19 protein-coding genes are annotated in these 13,796 nt (G+C 66.8%); 6 read left to right on the forward strand and 13 right to left on the reverse strand.

Annotated elements, in window-relative coordinates:
* Positions 1–7: 7 nt before the first annotated feature.
* Positions 8–379 (reverse strand): hypothetical protein, encoded by a 372-nt coding sequence (locus tag VH567_RS11960; RefSeq protein ID WP_423326370.1) that lies wholly within the window; start codon positions 377–379, stop codon positions 8–10.
* On the reverse strand, positions 376–1,065 hold the full coding sequence (locus VH567_RS11965; RefSeq protein WP_423326372.1) for an EI24 domain-containing protein: 690 nt from the start codon (positions 1,063–1,065) through the stop codon (positions 376–378). The genes VH567_RS11960 and VH567_RS11965 overlap by 4 nt, the downstream gene beginning before the upstream one ends.
* Before the next feature lie 422 nt (positions 1,066–1,487).
* Here VH567_RS11965 and VH567_RS11970 point away from each other — a divergent pair, with 422 nt between their 5' ends.
* Entirely contained in the window at positions 1,488–2,486 is a 999-nt protein-coding gene (locus VH567_RS11970) for an adenosine kinase (protein WP_423326374.1), read from the forward strand.
* A gap of 110 nt (positions 2,487–2,596) precedes the next feature.
* On the opposite strand, the gene VH567_RS11975 is transcribed toward VH567_RS11970, so the two are convergent.
* From VH567_RS11975 to hisB, 8 genes are all read right to left on the reverse strand, one after another.
* Positions 2,597–4,135: an amino acid permease gene (locus VH567_RS11975; RefSeq protein ID WP_423326376.1), complete on the reverse strand. Its 1,539-nt coding sequence runs from the start codon at positions 4,133–4,135 to the stop codon at positions 2,597–2,599.
* 111 nt (positions 4,136–4,246) lie between these two features.
* Positions 4,247–4,636 carry a histidine triad nucleotide-binding protein gene (locus VH567_RS11980; protein WP_423326378.1) on the reverse strand — a complete coding sequence of 130 codons (390 nt, stop codon included), beginning with the start codon at positions 4,634–4,636 and terminating at the stop codon, positions 4,247–4,249.
* 138 nt (positions 4,637–4,774) lie between these two features.
* Positions 4,775–5,095 carry a phosphoribosyl-ATP diphosphatase gene (locus tag VH567_RS11985; RefSeq protein WP_423326380.1) on the reverse strand — a complete coding sequence of 107 codons (321 nt, stop codon included), beginning with the start codon at positions 5,093–5,095 and terminating at the stop codon, positions 4,775–4,777.
* Between the two features lie 32 nt (positions 5,096–5,127).
* On the reverse strand, positions 5,128–5,316 hold the full coding sequence (locus VH567_RS11990; RefSeq protein WP_423326382.1) for a hypothetical protein: 189 nt from the start codon (positions 5,314–5,316) through the stop codon (positions 5,128–5,130).
* Between the two features lie 3 nt (positions 5,317–5,319).
* On the reverse strand, positions 5,320–6,096 hold the full coding sequence (hisF, locus tag VH567_RS11995; protein ID WP_423326384.1) for an imidazole glycerol phosphate synthase subunit HisF: 777 nt from the start codon (positions 6,094–6,096) through the stop codon (positions 5,320–5,322).
* 220 nt (positions 6,097–6,316) lie between these two features.
* Positions 6,317–7,051, reverse strand: a complete 735-nt coding sequence (gene hisA / locus VH567_RS12000) for a 1-(5-phosphoribosyl)-5-[(5-phosphoribosylamino)methylideneamino]imidazole-4-carboxamide isomerase (protein ID WP_423326386.1) — start codon at positions 7,049–7,051, stop codon at positions 6,317–6,319.
* Positions 7,048–7,653: an imidazole glycerol phosphate synthase subunit HisH gene (gene hisH, locus VH567_RS12005; RefSeq protein WP_423326388.1), complete on the reverse strand. Its 606-nt coding sequence runs from the start codon at positions 7,651–7,653 to the stop codon at positions 7,048–7,050. The genes hisA and hisH overlap by 4 nt, the downstream gene beginning before the upstream one ends.
* Entirely contained in the window at positions 7,650–8,237 is a 588-nt protein-coding gene (hisB, locus tag VH567_RS12010; RefSeq protein WP_423326390.1) for an imidazoleglycerol-phosphate dehydratase HisB, read from the reverse strand. Before hisB ends, hisH begins: the two co-directional genes overlap by 4 nt.
* A gap of 71 nt (positions 8,238–8,308) precedes the next feature.
* Between hisB and VH567_RS12015 the strand changes: the two genes are divergently transcribed.
* From VH567_RS12015 to gmk, 5 genes are all read left to right on the forward strand, one after another.
* A complete protein-coding gene (locus VH567_RS12015) occupies positions 8,309–8,794 on the forward strand; it encodes an SspB family protein (protein WP_423326392.1) in 486 nt (161 codons plus the stop codon).
* A gap of 187 nt (positions 8,795–8,981) precedes the next feature.
* The gene (fumC, locus tag VH567_RS12020; RefSeq protein WP_423326394.1) at positions 8,982–10,370 is read left to right on the forward strand and encodes a class II fumarate hydratase; all 1,389 of its coding nucleotides are present in this window, start codon (positions 8,982–8,984) and stop codon (positions 10,368–10,370) included.
* 178 nt (positions 10,371–10,548) lie between these two features.
* On the forward strand, positions 10,549–10,761 hold the full coding sequence (locus VH567_RS12025; RefSeq protein WP_423326396.1) for a hypothetical protein: 213 nt from the start codon (positions 10,549–10,551) through the stop codon (positions 10,759–10,761).
* Positions 10,758–10,955, forward strand: coding sequence for a hypothetical protein (locus tag VH567_RS12030; RefSeq protein ID WP_423326398.1), 198 nt, complete (start codon positions 10,758–10,760; stop codon positions 10,953–10,955). Before VH567_RS12025 ends, VH567_RS12030 begins: the two co-directional genes overlap by 4 nt.
* A gap of 72 nt (positions 10,956–11,027) precedes the next feature.
* Positions 11,028–11,678, forward strand: coding sequence for a guanylate kinase (gene gmk, locus VH567_RS12035; RefSeq protein ID WP_423326400.1), 651 nt, complete (start codon positions 11,028–11,030; stop codon positions 11,676–11,678).
* Between the two features lie 128 nt (positions 11,679–11,806).
* Here the strand turns inward: gmk and VH567_RS12040 are convergent, their stop codons facing one another.
* From VH567_RS12040 to VH567_RS12050, 3 genes are read right to left on the reverse strand one after another with little or no spacing between them, the layout of a single operon-like run.
* Entirely contained in the window at positions 11,807–12,487 is a 681-nt protein-coding gene (locus tag VH567_RS12040) for an ATP12 family chaperone protein (protein ID WP_423326402.1), read from the reverse strand.
* On the reverse strand, positions 12,484–12,702 hold the full coding sequence (locus VH567_RS12045) for a hypothetical protein (RefSeq protein ID WP_423326404.1): 219 nt from the start codon (positions 12,700–12,702) through the stop codon (positions 12,484–12,486). Before VH567_RS12045 ends, VH567_RS12040 begins: the two co-directional genes overlap by 4 nt.
* A complete protein-coding gene (locus VH567_RS12050) occupies positions 12,699–13,358 on the reverse strand; it encodes an HAD-IA family hydrolase (protein WP_423326407.1) in 660 nt (219 codons plus the stop codon). Before VH567_RS12050 ends, VH567_RS12045 begins: the two co-directional genes overlap by 4 nt.
* Between the last annotated feature and the right edge of the window lie 438 nt (positions 13,359–13,796).

Here is a 13,796-nt window from a genome sequence, read left to right on the forward strand (position 1 = left end):
CTGGCCGCTACCGCCCCCCCTCGCGCCGGGTCAGAGCGGCGACGCAGCTGGCGCGATCGATCGTGCTGCCGTCGGGTTCTCGGGCGTCGAGATAGGTGACGCGGGGGGCGTCGGATCCCTTGGGGTAGAGATACGCGTCGAGCACGCAGATCCCGCTCTGGAACTGGAGTTTGCGCGCGCTGCCTTCGCGGACGTCGGCGTCGGGCTGGCCGAACAGTTTGGTCAGGCCGGCGGCGTCCTGCCCCAGCACGCGCTCCAAGCCGACGCTCGTGTAAGGGATCGCCGGGCGTCCGACCGCGGGTTTCGCGACCGGCGCGGCGCAGCCGGCCAAGCCGCCGCCGAGTGTCAAGGCGATCGTTATGGTTGTCAATCGCGTCATGATTGGCCTTTGCGGGAATATTGGGTGTGAAAGTAGTGTGTCGCCATCGCCGCCCCCAGCACGGGCGCGGCGATGTTGAGGATCGGAACCACGAACAGCCCGGTGTTCGCAAGCCCCAGTGCGAACCGCCCACTCCTCGTCGTCGCACGCCAGCCCCGCATCGCCGCCGCATCCATGTGCCGCGCCGCCACCATGTCGCCGAGATCGCGCCCGAGTAGCCAGCCATTGACGACGAAGAACGCCGCGGCGGTGCCGACCCCGGTCACGAGCAGCGCGATATAGACGGGGAGCATCAGCAGGTTGACGAGCACGACGCGCGCGGCGGATCGGAGCCCCATCGCGACGCTCTGCGCGAACGGGACCGGATGGGCGGTCTTCAGCGCCGCGGGATAATGCCGAGCTTCGACTGCCGCGACCACCTCGTCCGCAAACACCCCGACGACCGCGATCGCGACCGCGCGGAACAGCAGCCACAGCGCCAGGATCGTGACGAACAGCGCGAACGCCGCCGCCAGCCCGTCCGCGTCCCAGCCGAGCCACGCCGCCAACGCCGCCTGCGTCCCCCACCATACGCCAACGCCCGCTACCGCGAACACGAGCAACGTCATCGCCATCGACTTCACGAACACGCGGAGGACGGGCGGATCGGTGAGCTGGCGGAGCGAAAGGAGGAGGGCGCGGATCATGCGGTTGGGATGACGCGGGGGCTGCGGAAGGTCAACGCGCGTTCGGGTTCGATAATGGCTATCCCGCTGAAGGACGATACCCTTCCCGTTCCCCCGCGGACGCGGGGGCCCAGCTAAACCAAGTGCACCGCTCGAAATCCTGGACCCCCGCGTGCGCGGGGGAACAGAAGGGCTAGCCCGAGACCGAACCACCACCCCGGCGGAGGCCGGGGCCCAATCTGGGGACGCCGATGACGTAACGCGGTACTCTGTTACGACCACCTTTCCTATTGGGCCCCGGCCTCCGCCGGGGTGGTCGTCTGTTCCAATTCTGGCGGCATCGATAGCGTTCGGCACGTCCGCATCGGATCGGCCCCACACCAGTTGCACCAATCCCCCCCGCCATTTACGGCAAGGCTTTCCCGCATCCCCGGAGTTCCCCCTTGAGCAAACCCACCTACGACGTCGTCGCGATCGGTAATGCCATCGTCGACATCCTCGCCACCGCAGACGACGCGTTCATCGCCGAGATCGGCGTCGCCAAGGGCTCGATGCAGCTTATGTTCTCGTCCGAGGAAGCCGACGCGCTCTACGCCAAGATGGGTCCGGGCATGGAAGTCTCGGGCGGGTCGGCCGCCAACACCGTCGCCGGCATCGCCGCGCTCGGCGGCAAATGCGGGTTCATCGGGCAGGTCGCCGACGACCAGCTCGGCCAGGTCTTCGCGCACGACGTCCGCAGCATCGGCATCGAGTTCGCCACGCCCGTACGCGCCGGCGCCCCGACCACAGGCCGCTGCCTGATCTTCGTCACGCCCGACGGCCAGCGCACGATGAACACCTTCCTCGGCGCGGGCCAGTTCCTGCCTGCCACCGCGATCGACACCGCGATGATCGCCGACAGCGCGATCCTGTATCTCGAGGGCTATCTCTGGGATCCGGAAGAGCCGCGCGCCGCGATGCGCGCCGCGATCGATTGCGCGCGCGGGGCAGGGCGGAAAGTCGCGTTCACGCTCAGCGACGTGTTCTGCATCTCGCGTCACGGCGGCGATTTCCGCCAGCTGCTGTCGGACGGCCTGATCGACATCCTGTTCGCTAACGAGAGCGAACTCGCCGCGCTCGCCGAGACGGAAGACTTCGATGCGGCGGTCGCCAAGATCTCTGCACAGGTCCCGACCCTGGTCGTGACCCGCGGCGAGCACGGCGCCTGCGCGCTCCAGAACGGCACGCGCGCCGAGGTGAAGGCCGAGCCGATCGCCAAGGTCGTCGACACCACCGGCGCGGGCGACCTGTTCGCGGCGGGGTTCCTCCACGGCCAGGCACAGGGCTACGACCTGCAGGCGTCGCTCAAGCTCGGTGCGGTCTGCGCGGCCGAGATCATCAGCCATGTCGGCGCGCGGCCAATGGTCGACATGAAGGCGCTCGCCGCCAAGCATATCGGCTGAACCTGCCCCGCCGCACCGTCATTCCCGTGTCCGCGGGGATGACGCGTTGACTACAAGGCACAAAAAAGGGCCGCGGGAGTTTCCTCCCGCGGCCCTTTTCGCGTCCGGTCTCAGTGCGAGCCCGGCGGCGCCAGGTCGACGTCGGTCTCGCCACCATCGGCCATCCCGCGACCCAGATAGCTCTTCCGGTAGCCGTACAGGAAGTAGATCACGAGCCCGACGGCGCCCCAGATCGGCAGCACCGCCATCGCCTCGTACGGCAGCGAGAAGTACAGCCCGATGCAGCCGACGATCGTCAGCGGTGCGACAATCCAGGCGGCCGGCGTGCGGAACGGACGATGCCGGTTCGGCTCGCGCTTGCGCAGGATCAGCAGCGCGATCGCGACCATCATGAACGCGTACAGCGTACCCGCATTGGCAATGTCCGCCAGCTGGCCGACCGGCAGGAACGCCGCGGCGAACGCCACGAACACCCCGGTGATCGCGGTCACGATATAGGGCGTCTTCCACTTCGGATGCACGCGACTCAGCACTTCCGGCAACAGGCCGTCACGGCTCATCACGAAGAAGATTCGGGTTTGGCCGAACATCAGGATCAGGATCACCGACGGCAACGCGAGCCCCGCCGCATAGCCCATCCAGTTGCCGACGTTCGCATAGCCGATCTGGCGCAGGACGTGCGCGAGCGCTTCGTTCGAGCATACCAGCGCCTGCGCGTTGGCCGGAATGAGGCATGCGCGCGCCAGTTCTGGCGAGCCCGTCGTGAACGGCACGCCGTCCGCCCCGAACAGCGGCTGGCCACCGATAGTCCCGATCGCGCCCGCCGCGACCAGCATGTAGAACACGGTGCAGATGCCGAGCGACGCGATCAGCCCGATCGGCACATTGCGCTGCGGATCCTTGGTTTCCTCGGCCGCGGTCGAAACCGCATCGAAGCCGACATAGGCGAAGAAGATCGTCGCCGCCGCACCGACCACGCCCAGGCCGTTGCTGCCGAGGATGCCGGTGGGCAGGAATGGCTCGAAATTACCGCCATGCGTCTTGGGCAGCGTCAGCGCGACGAACGCGGTCAGCGCGACCACCTTGATCGTCACCAGCACCGCGTTGACGCGCGCGCTCTCCGTGGTGCCGATCATCAGCAGCCATGTGACGAGCAGCGAGATGACGACCGCGGGCAGGTTGATGAACCCGCCGGGTACGTACGGCCCCGCGGCCAGCCAGAGCGGCAGGTCTATCCCGAACGTTTCTCGCAGGATCGAGCCCGAGAAATAGCCGGACCATCCGACCGACACGGCGCTCGCGGCGACGGCATATTCGAGGATCAGGGCCCAGCCGACAGTCCAGGCGAGCAGTTCGCCCATCACCGAATAGGTATAGGTGTAGGCGGAGCCGGCGACCGGTGCCATCGCCGCGATCTCGGCATAGCAGAGCGCCGCCACGACGCAGACCGCGCCGGCTACGATGAAGCTCAGGATCATGCCCGGCCCGGCCTTCTGTGCAGCGGCGGAGGTGAGCACGAAGATGCCCGTGCCGATCACGCAGCCGATGCCGAGCATGGTAAGCTGGAACGCGCCCAGCGATCGGTGGAGCGATTTCTTCTCCGCCGTCGCCAGGATGGCGTCCAGTGATTTTACGCGACCAAAAATCAATTCGGTACCCCCCGGGGATTGCAGGGGCCCGGTCAGAAGGCCCCCTTGCTCAATCCCGCGAGCCTAATGGCAATTTTATTACGTGCAATCCTTTAGTGCGGCAAAGCTGGCCTATCCCTGATCCGGGCGTGCGAGCATCGACCCGAAGGGACGGCCGCCGAAGACATGAACATGCAGATGCGGCACCTCCTGGTTGCCGTGCTGGCCGATGTTCGCGAGCAGGCGATAGCCGGGTTCCACCAGCCCGGCGGCGCGTGCTACTGTGCCCACCGCCCGGACGAACCCGGCGATCTCGGCATCGGGCGCGCGTGCGGAGAAATCGTCCCACGAGACGTACGCGCCCCTGGGGATCACGAGCAGGTGCGTCGGCGCTTGCGGATTGATGTCGTGGAACGCGATCGCGAAGTCGTCCTCATAGACGCGCTTCGACGGGATCTCGCCGCGGAGGATCTTCGCGAAGATGTTCTGGTCGTCATAAGGCTGGGTGGCATCGATCGGCATGGGCAAGCTCCTTTCCCGGGAGCATACCCACTTCCGTCATCCCCGCGAAGGCGGGGACCCATAACCTCAGACATTTGTGATCTCATTGCGGCGTTAGCCAGTCTGGGTTCCCGCCTCCGCGGGAATGACGATGCGCGGTCAGCCCGTCCGCCCGGCTTTCTCCGCCAACCCGCCGATACCCTCGCGGCGCGCCAATTCCGCGCGCACGTCGTCCAGGCTCAGCCCCGCATCCGCCAGCAACACCGCCAGATGGAACATCAGGTCCGCCGCTTCCGGCACAATGCTGGCCTCGTCGCCCGAGCACGCCGCAATCACCGTCTCGACCGCTTCCTCGCCGAGCTTCTGGGCGATCTTGGGTCGGCCCTTGGCGAACAGGCTAGCGGTGTAGGAGGTGTCGGCGGGCGCATCGCGGCGCGCGCGGATGGTCGCTTCGAGGCGGTCGAATACGGGGTCTGCCATGCGCGGCGTGCTGGCGCAGCAGGGCAGGCGGGTCAATCCTTCTTGGAGGGCGTTTCGCGCCGACGGGCCTTGACGAATCGCTTCCGCAAGGCGCGCCGCACCAGCCAAACCCCGATCGCCGCAAACCCGAACAGCGCGATGTCGGACACCTCGGGCCCGGTCCGCGGGTGGACCACGCCGCTATGTCCCGACTGGACCGCGAGGATGGCGAGCACCGGCACGGTCTAGTCCGTCACGTGGACCGGCGTCCGCACCGGGATCCCAGCCGCGGCCAGCGCGGCATGCGCATCGCCGATCGATGCCTGCCCAAAATGGAAGATCGACGCGGCCAGCACGGCCGACGCATGCCCATCGCGGATTCCCGCGACCAGATCGTCGAGCCCGCCGACGCCGCCACTCGCAACGACGGGCACGCCCACTCGGTCCGAGATCGCGCGGATCAGGTCGAGATCGTAGCCGCTGCGAGTCCCGTCGCGGTCCATCGACGTGACCAGCAACTCGCCAGCGCCCAGCTCGGCGAGCTTCAAGGCATGCGAGATCGCATCGATACCGGTTGCGCGCCGGCCGCCATGCGTGAACACCTCCCAGCCTTCGCCCGATCGCCGCGCATCGACGCTCGCCACGCAGCACTGGCTGCCGAACCGCTCGGCGATATCCGCCACCAGCTCCGGTCGCTCGACCGCCGCGGAGTTCACGGCCACCTTGTCCGCCCCCGCCAGCAACAGCGCGCGCGCATCGTCGGCCGTCCGCACGCCCCCGCCGACCGTCAACGGCATGAAGCATACCGCCGCGGTCCGTCGCACGACGTCGAGAATAGTCCCCCGACCCTCATGGCTCGCGCCGATGTCGAGGAAGCACAGCTCGTCCGCCCCGGCGGCGTCATACGCTCGAGCCTGCTCGACCGGATCGCCCGCGTCGCGCAGTTCGACGAAGTTCACGCCCTTCACCACGCGCCCATCGGCGACGTCGAGACACGGGATCACGCGCGCACGAACCGTCATGCGCTGCGCCGTAGAATTGGTTCACGCGGAGACGCGGAGACGCGGAGACGCGGCAAAGCCGCTAAGAAGAATATTTCGCGCAGAGGCGCAGAGGCGCAGAGAGAGTGAGAGGACGAGAAGCGTACCTTCTTACTCTCCGCGCCTCTGCGCCTCTGCGCGAACAAATTTCTGCCTGCGGCGCTCAACTTCTCTCCGCGTCTCCGCGTCTCCGCGTGAACCATCATGCAGCCTTCGCCACGTTCAATGCCGCTGCGAGATCGAGCCGGCCGTCGTACAACGCACGCCCCGTGATGACCCCTTCGACCCCGTCCCGCACATGCAGCGCCAAAACGTGGATCTCGGCGATCCCCTTGACCCCGCCGCTGGCGATCACCGGAATGTCCACCGAGCGCGCCAGGTCGACCGTCGCGTCGACGTTGCACCCCTTCAGCATCCCGTCGCGCCCGACATCGGTGAACAGCAACGCCGCCACCCCCGCATCCTCGAACCGCCGCGCGAGATCGGTCGCGCTCGTGGTGGACACATCGGCCCAGCCCTTGGTCGCGACCATGCCGTCCTTCGCGTCGACCGCGACGACGATCCCGCCGGGGAAATCCTTCGCCACGCCGCGCACGAAGTCGGGATCCTCGAGCGCCGCCGTCCCGATCACCACGCGGGAGACGCCCAGGTCGAACCAGCCCTCGACGTTGGCCCGTGTCCGGATGCCGCCGCCAAGCTGCACATGCCCCGGAAACTGCGCGACGATCGAGCGCACCGCATCGCCGTTGACCGAAGCCCCCGCGAACGCGCCATCGAGATCGACCACGTGCAAATGCTCTGCGCCCGCCTCGGCAAACAGCATCGCCTGCGCCGCCGGATCGTCGCCGTACACGGTCGCCCGGTCCATATCGCCCTCGGCGAGACGCACCACCTGACCCGCCTTGAGGTCGATCGCGGGAAAGATAATCAGGCTCACGGCCGCCACTCCAGGAAACGTTCGAGCAAGGCCAGGCCATAGCGCTGGCTCTTCTCAGGGTGAAACTGCACGCCGATCATCGTGTCGCGGCCGATCGCCGCAGTGACCGGACCGGCATGCTCGGTCGTCGCGAGCACATCGGCGCCTTCGAACGCAAAGCTGTGGAGGAAATATGCCTCGCCGGGTTCGATCAGCGGATGCGCGACGGTCGGAACGACGTCGTTCCAGCCCATGTGCGGCACCTTCGCGTCCATCGTGCCCGGCTCGAGCCGTCGCACGCGCCCCGAAACCCAGCCGAGCCCAGCATGCGTCCCCATCTCTTCACCCGCATCGGCCATCAGCTGCATGCCGACGCAGATCCCCAGAAACGGCGTACCCTCGTCGCGAACGCGCCGGTTCAAAGCCTCGACCATCCCCGGCACCGCGCGCAACGCCGCCGCACAGGCGCCATAAGCCCCGACGCCTGGCAACACGATCCGCTCGGCTTTGGCTACGACATCCGCGTCCGAAGTCACGATCAGGTCGCTACAACCCGCAGTTCGCAACGCGTTCTCGACCGAATGAAGATTACCCGCGCCGTAATCGATCAGCGCGAGCTTCACAGTATCCCCTTGGTCGACGGAATCGCATCGGCCTTGCGCGGATCGATCTCGATCGCCGTCCGCAGCGCCCGAGCCACACCCTTGAAGGCGGCCTCGGCGATGTGGTGGTTGTTGGTCCCGTACAAAGTCTCGACGTGCAGCGTGATCCCCGCCGCCTGCGCGAAGCTGTGGAAGAAATGCTCGAACATCTCAGTATCCATGCCGCCCAGCCGCGTCTGCGAGAACAGGTCCTTCCACACCAGCCAGGGCCGCCCGGAAATATCCAGCGCCACCCGAGTCAGAGTCTCGTCCATCGGCGACAGCGCATCGCCGTACCGCGTGATGCCCCTCTTGTCGCCGAGCGCCTGCGCGAACGCCTGCCCGATCGCGATGCCGGTATCCTCGACGGTATGATGTTCGTCGATATGCAGGTCGCCCTTGGTCCGCACGCGGAGGTCGATCAGCGAGTGGCGCGAGAGTTGCTCGAGCATGTGATCGAAGAAACCGACCCCGGTCTCGACGTCGTACACGCCGGTCCCATCCAGGTTCACGGTGACGTCGATCGCCGTCTCGGCGGTGGAGCGGGTGATCGTGGCGGTGCGCATGCCACCTCCCATAACGCCCCTTACGACGCATGCAATCTTGACCGGGAAACGAATGCCGCTACCCAAGGGGAATGAGCGATGGACTGCCCGATAGCCTAATTCCGTACGACGAGATCGTACAAGAAGCCCTGCGTGCCGTGGTCGGCCGCGTTCTCGGTTCGGTCGCGGAGGCCGGCGGGCTTCCCGGCGAGCATCATTTCTACATCACCTTCAAGACGCAGGCGCCCGGAGTCGACATCCCCAGGCGCCTGATCGAGCGCTTTCCGGACGAGATGACGATCGTCATGCAGAACCGCTATTGGGACCTCGTCGTCGACGACGAACGCTTCTCGATCGGGCTGAGCTTCAACCAAGTCCCGTCGAAGCTGGTAATCCCGTACTCGGCGATCACCGCGTTCCAGGACCCCGCGGTCAGCTTCGAACTTCGCTTCCAGGCGCAGGAGGGCGCGGAAGACGCGCTAGGCGACCATGACGAAGCCGAAAACGACGGCCCGACCGCGGTGCCGATCGAAGACGGCTCGAACGTAGTCGCGGTGGATTTCAAGCGGAAAAAGTGATCCAAACTCCCTCGCCCCTACGGGGAGAGGGAAGGGGCCCGCCGCACTTGCCGTGGGAAGGGAGAGGGGAGTGAGGCTAAGGCCGCTTCCTCCCAAAGCCCCTCACCCTTCCGTCGCCTGCGGCTCCTCCCTCCCTCTCCCCGAAGGGGCGAGGGATCCCGCACACGCCCCGGAAGGTTCTCCCAACATGACCACCCGCACAGAAACCGACACGATCGGCCCGATCGAAGTCCCCGCCGACGCATACTGGGGCGCACAGACCGAACGCTCGATCGAGAACTTCCCCTTCGCCGCCCGCGAACGCATGCCGATCGAGATCGTCCACGCGCTAGGCCTCGTCAAACAAGCCGCCGCCCGCGTGAACCGCGCCCACGGCCTCGACGCCGACATCGCCCAAGCGATCGACTCCGCCGCGCAGGAAGTCATCGACGGCAAGCTCGACGACCAGTTCCCGCTCGTCATCTGGCAGACCGGCAGCGGCACGCAGTCGAACATGAACGCCAACGAAGTCATCGCCGGCCGCGCGAACGAAGTCCTCACCGGCACCCGCGGCGGCAAGTCGCCGGTCCACCCCAACGACCACGTCAACATGAGCCAGTCGTCCAACGACAGCTTCCCGACCGCGCTCCACATCGCCGCCGCGATCGCGACAACCCACCGTCTGCTCCCCGCGCTCGACAAGCTCCACGCGTCCCTCGACGCAAAGGCCAACGCCTGGGACGACATCGTCAAGATCGGCCGCACCCACCTCCAGGACGCGACGCCATTGACGCTCGGCCAGGAGTTCTCCGGCTATGCGAACCAGCTTTATCGCTGCCGGCACCGTATCGAGCCCGCGATCAGCCACGGCATGGTCATCCTCGCGCAGGGCGGCACCGCGGTCGGTACCGGCCTCAACGCCCCCGCCGGCTTCGGCGACGCGATCGCGCACGAACTGGCTACAATCACCGGCCTCCCGTTCGTCAGCGCGCGCAACAAGTTCGAGGCGCTCGCGTCGAACGATCCACTCGTCCACCTGTCCGGCACGCTCAACACGCTGGCGGTCGCGCTGACCAAGATCGCCAACGACATTCGGCTCTTGGGAAGCGGCCCCCGCTGTGGCTTCGGCGAGATCGACCTTCCCGCGAACGAGCCGGGCAGCTCGATCATGCCGGGGAAAGTGAACCCGACGCAGTGCGAGATGCTGACGATGGTTGCGGGGCAGGTGATGGGCAACCACGTCGCGGTCACTGTCGGCGGGATGCAGGGCCATCTCGAGCTGAACGTGTTCAAGCCGCTGATCGGCGCCAACGTGCTCCGCTCGATCGACCTGCTGGCCACCGCGATGGAGGGGTTTGCGGAACGCTGCGTCGACGGCATCGAACCCAATCGCGGGCGGATCGCCGAGTTGCTCGACCGCTCGCTGATGCTGGTGACCGCTCTCGCCCCCGAGATCGGCTACGACGCGGCGGCTAAGATCGCCAAATACGCGCATGCCGAAGGGCTGACGCTGAAGGAGGCGGGCCTAGCGCTGGGGTTGGTCGATGCCGGGACTTTCGACCGCGTCGTCAAACCCGAATCGATGCTCGGCCGCTAAAACCGCCTCGCTCCGCCCCCTCCCGTTCGTGCTGAGCGAAGTCGACGCATCCTCGTTCGGGGCACACCCTTCGACTTCGCTCAGGGCGAACGGGAGGGGTGGGGGGCCCGTTGGAAACTCAGCCGGGAACCCAATCGCCCCTCGCGCGCTAACCCGCCACACGGACAGGAGAAATTACGTGGGCGCAACGACCATAGGCGCGCTGATCGGCGCAGGCATCGATTCCATGAGCGGTGACGACGGCAACGCGGACGGCGCGATCATCGGTGCGATCACCGCCAACGTACTCAAGATCGTCGTGCCGCTGGCCGTGACCTACGCGATCGGCTGGGCAGTGCTGCGCGGTGCAGCGGAACTCAAGGACCAGGTTTTCGGGGAGTCAGAAGCATGATCGGACGTATTATCAGTGCATTGGTTGGCCGTGAGATGGGCCGTCGCGACGGTTCGGGCGGCGCATCGGGTGCGGTCAAGGGCGTGGTTGCGATGAGCGTACTCCGTCGCATGGGCCCGCTCGGCATGGTCCTCGGCGGCGGTTACGCAGCCAAGAAGGCCTATGACCGCAACAAGGCGCGCAAGTCGATCTGATCTGCCGCCGGAATGACACGTGCAGGCCGCGCATGGGTTGACGCCCATGCGCAGTCCGCGGCAAGGGCGCGCATGCCCAACAATCCCCCGTCCGACCCGCATGGTTTTCGTCGCCGCGGAGTCCTGTTCGTCCTGTCCTCGCCGTCCGGTGCCGGCAAGTCGACGATCGCGCGCCGCCTGCTCGCGGACGAGCACGAACTCGAGATGTCCGTCTCGGTCACGACGCGGCCGATGCGGCCCGGCGAAGTCGACGGCAAGGATTACCATTTCACCGACCTCGATGGCTTTCGCGACATGGTCGCGAACGACGAGTTCCTCGAATGGGCGCACGTCTTCAACCATCGCTACGGCACCCCGCGCGCGCAGGTCGAGGAGATGCTGGCAGCCGGCAAGGACGTGCTGTTCGACATCGACTGGCAGGGCGCGCAACAGCTGTTCCAGATCGCCGGCGGCGACGTCGTCCGCGTCTTCATCTTTCCGCCGTCGATGGAGGAACTCCACCGGCGCTTGACCAGCCGCGGCACCGACTCGACCGAAGTGATCGAGGCCCGCATGTCGCGTGCGGCAAACGAGGTCAGCCACTGGGACGGCTATGATTATGTGCTGGTCAACGACGACGTCGACAGCTGCATCCGCGGCGTGAAGACGATCCTTGCTGCCGAACGCCTGAAGCGCTCGCGCCAGACCGGGCTGATCGGGTTCATCCGCCGCCTGACGCGCTGAACGCCGTCATCCCAGCGAAAGCTGGGATCTCCCCGTTCGGGTCGCAGCCCCCGCCAACCGGGATACCCCAGCTTTCGCTGGGGTGACGGATGTTGGGGATGGGCTCAGGCGAGCAGGGTGTATCGCTTCTAGAGCAGCCCTAGAAATTCCACCCCGACCCCGAACTCCTTGCGCTTCAATTCCCGCAACTGAGTCGCCTGCCAATCCTCGCCCCACATCTCGACCGACCAGTCCTCGTCGATCCCCGCGGCAGCCCAGGCAGCATCCGCGTCGATCTCGCCCTCGATCAGCGCCAGCCCGATCACCAGCGATCCGGTCAGTGTCACCACCGGCGACAACCCGGCGAGCCGAAAATCATCATACGCCGCCACCGCCTCGTGCAGCCGCGCGATCGTCGCGTCCGGTTGCGCAACGTGCATTACGCCCGCCGTTACCGCGAACGTCACGTCATATCGCCCTCGCGCCCAAGCCAGCAGCGGATCCCAAGACGCCGCCTGCCGCTCGACCAGCAACGGCGGGCCATCCGCGCGATAACAGAGCAGGTCGCTTTCCCCATAAGCTGCCAGACGCGCGGCGAACTGTGCAGGATCGTTCGCGATCGGATCGGTCGCCGCATTGGCGAGCCCGGTCAGCGGCATCGTCCGCGGATCGATCGTCTCCCCGACCGCGCGCCATTCCTCCGCGACCGCCTCCGCCAGCGCATCGCTCGGCAACGCCAGTGGTCGCCGCCCGGGCGTTCGCACCGGCTTGCCGTCGAGTGTCACCACCCGGTCGGCATCGATCGCGACGTCTTTCCAGAACCGCTTCACGCTTCAGGACTCCGCCAGCGATGCGCGAGGCTACGCGGCACGAGTCCGATCATCGCCATCGCCGACAGCACGATCGCCGTGCCGAGGATCTTCGGCGCCCAGTCATGCGCGCGCGCGATCAGGATCAGCCCGAGCAGCGCGCCCGCGACCCCCGCCAGCCGCACGCCGACCAGTACGAACCAGCGCCGCTGGGCCACCTTGTCAGCCTCGGTCATGGCCGAGCTACCATGTGTAACAAGTCCGGCACCACGGTCGCAACGACGTCTGCCCCCGCATCCGACAACTCATGCACGGCGTGATACCCCCATGCGACCCCGACCGCGCGCACCCCCGCCGCGCGTGCCATTGCCATGTCGAAGCTCGTATCGCCGATCATCGCCGTCGTCTCTGCGGTCGCGCCCGCCTCGGCGATCGCCGCGAACAGCATCGCCGGATCGGGCTTCGACGGATGCCGGTCCGCGGTCTGAAGCGTTACGAATCGCTCGGTGATCCCATGCGCGGCAAGGATATGCGCGAGCCCGCGATCGGATTTCCCCGTCGCCACGCCCAGCAGCCAGCCGTCGTTCGCGAGCGTCGCGATCACCTCGGCGATCCCCTCGAACAACGGCTCGTCGGCCAGTTCGCCACTCGCCCGCATCGCGTGAAACGCATTCTTGTAGTCGGTGGCTAGCGACCGGTGCAGCGCGTCGTCCGCCTCAGGCAACAACACCTGCATCGCCTCGACGAGACTGAGGCCGACGATCCGCCGGATGGCCGCGCGCGGCGGCGGGACTAGGCCTGCGCTTTCGAACGCACGCTCACACGCGACGCAGATATTCGCCTGGCTGTCGACGAGCGTCCCGTCGCAATCGAACACGGCAAGACGGGTCATGAGGTTTTCCGGAAAGACATGGATGGCGTCGTAGATCACGGGGTGCGGAAGGGGAACGTCAAACCGGGGAAGCTAGAGGCAAGCGTTAGCGCAAAACCGCCAGACCCTTTTTCCCTGCGGACGCGGGGTCCAGCTAAATACCGACAGCGCCTTCGACTCCTGGACCCCCGCCTTCGCGGGGGAACGGTCTGTGCTGATAAGCTGCATCCAACCAATTACCCCACCCCGGCGAAGGCCGGGGCCCAATTGGGGGAGGTCGCTAATGGAGGACGCGCCCGGTTACTTTGGCTTTCCCAATTGGGCCCCGGCCTCCGCCGGGGTGGTGCGATGTGTGAGGGGCAACCTCCAACGCACTCCACTCATCGCTGCCTCCGGGGTCGCTCCCTCTCCCTCGGGGGAGAGGGAAGGGGCCCGCGGCCATTTGGCCGTGGGAAGGGT

The sequence above is a fragment of the Sphingomonas sp. 4RDLI-65 genome, from assembly GCF_049472435.1.
GTDB lineage: Bacteria > Pseudomonadota > Alphaproteobacteria > Sphingomonadales > Sphingomonadaceae > Sphingomonas.

Excerpts from the sequence above, each read along its gene's own strand:
- VH567_RS12045 (WP_423326404.1), bottom strand. The coding sequence starts at position 12,702 with ATGACCGAGGCTGACAAGGTGGCCCAGCGGCGCTGGTTCGTACTGGTC.
- VH567_RS11980 (WP_423326378.1), bottom strand. The coding sequence starts at position 4,636 with ATGCCGATCGATGCCACCCAGCCTTATGACGACCAGAACATCTTCGCG.
- VH567_RS11985 (WP_423326380.1), bottom strand. The coding sequence starts at position 5,095 with ATGGCAGACCCCGTATTCGACCGCCTCGAAGCGACCATCCGCGCGCGC.
- hisF (WP_423326384.1), bottom strand. The coding sequence starts at position 6,096 with ATGACGGTTCGTGCGCGCGTGATCCCGTGTCTCGACGTCGCCGATGGG.
- VH567_RS12015 (WP_423326392.1), top strand. The coding sequence starts at position 8,309 with ATGAGCGATGGACTGCCCGATAGCCTAATTCCGTACGACGAGATCGTA.
- VH567_RS11965 (WP_423326372.1), bottom strand. The coding sequence starts at position 1,065 with ATGATCCGCGCCCTCCTCCTTTCGCTCCGCCAGCTCACCGATCCGCCC.
- gmk (WP_423326400.1), top strand. The coding sequence starts at position 11,028 with ATGCCCAACAATCCCCCGTCCGACCCGCATGGTTTTCGTCGCCGCGGA.
- hisB (WP_423326390.1), bottom strand. The coding sequence starts at position 8,237 with ATGCGCACCGCCACGATCACCCGCTCCACCGCCGAGACGGCGATCGAC.
- VH567_RS11960 (WP_423326370.1), bottom strand. The coding sequence starts at position 379 with ATGACGCGATTGACAACCATAACGATCGCCTTGACACTCGGCGGCGGC.
- VH567_RS12050 (WP_423326407.1), bottom strand. The coding sequence starts at position 13,358 with ATGACCCGTCTTGCCGTGTTCGATTGCGACGGGACGCTCGTCGACAGC.
- fumC (WP_423326394.1), top strand. The coding sequence starts at position 8,982 with ATGACCACCCGCACAGAAACCGACACGATCGGCCCGATCGAAGTCCCC.
- VH567_RS12030 (WP_423326398.1), top strand. The coding sequence starts at position 10,758 with ATGATCGGACGTATTATCAGTGCATTGGTTGGCCGTGAGATGGGCCGT.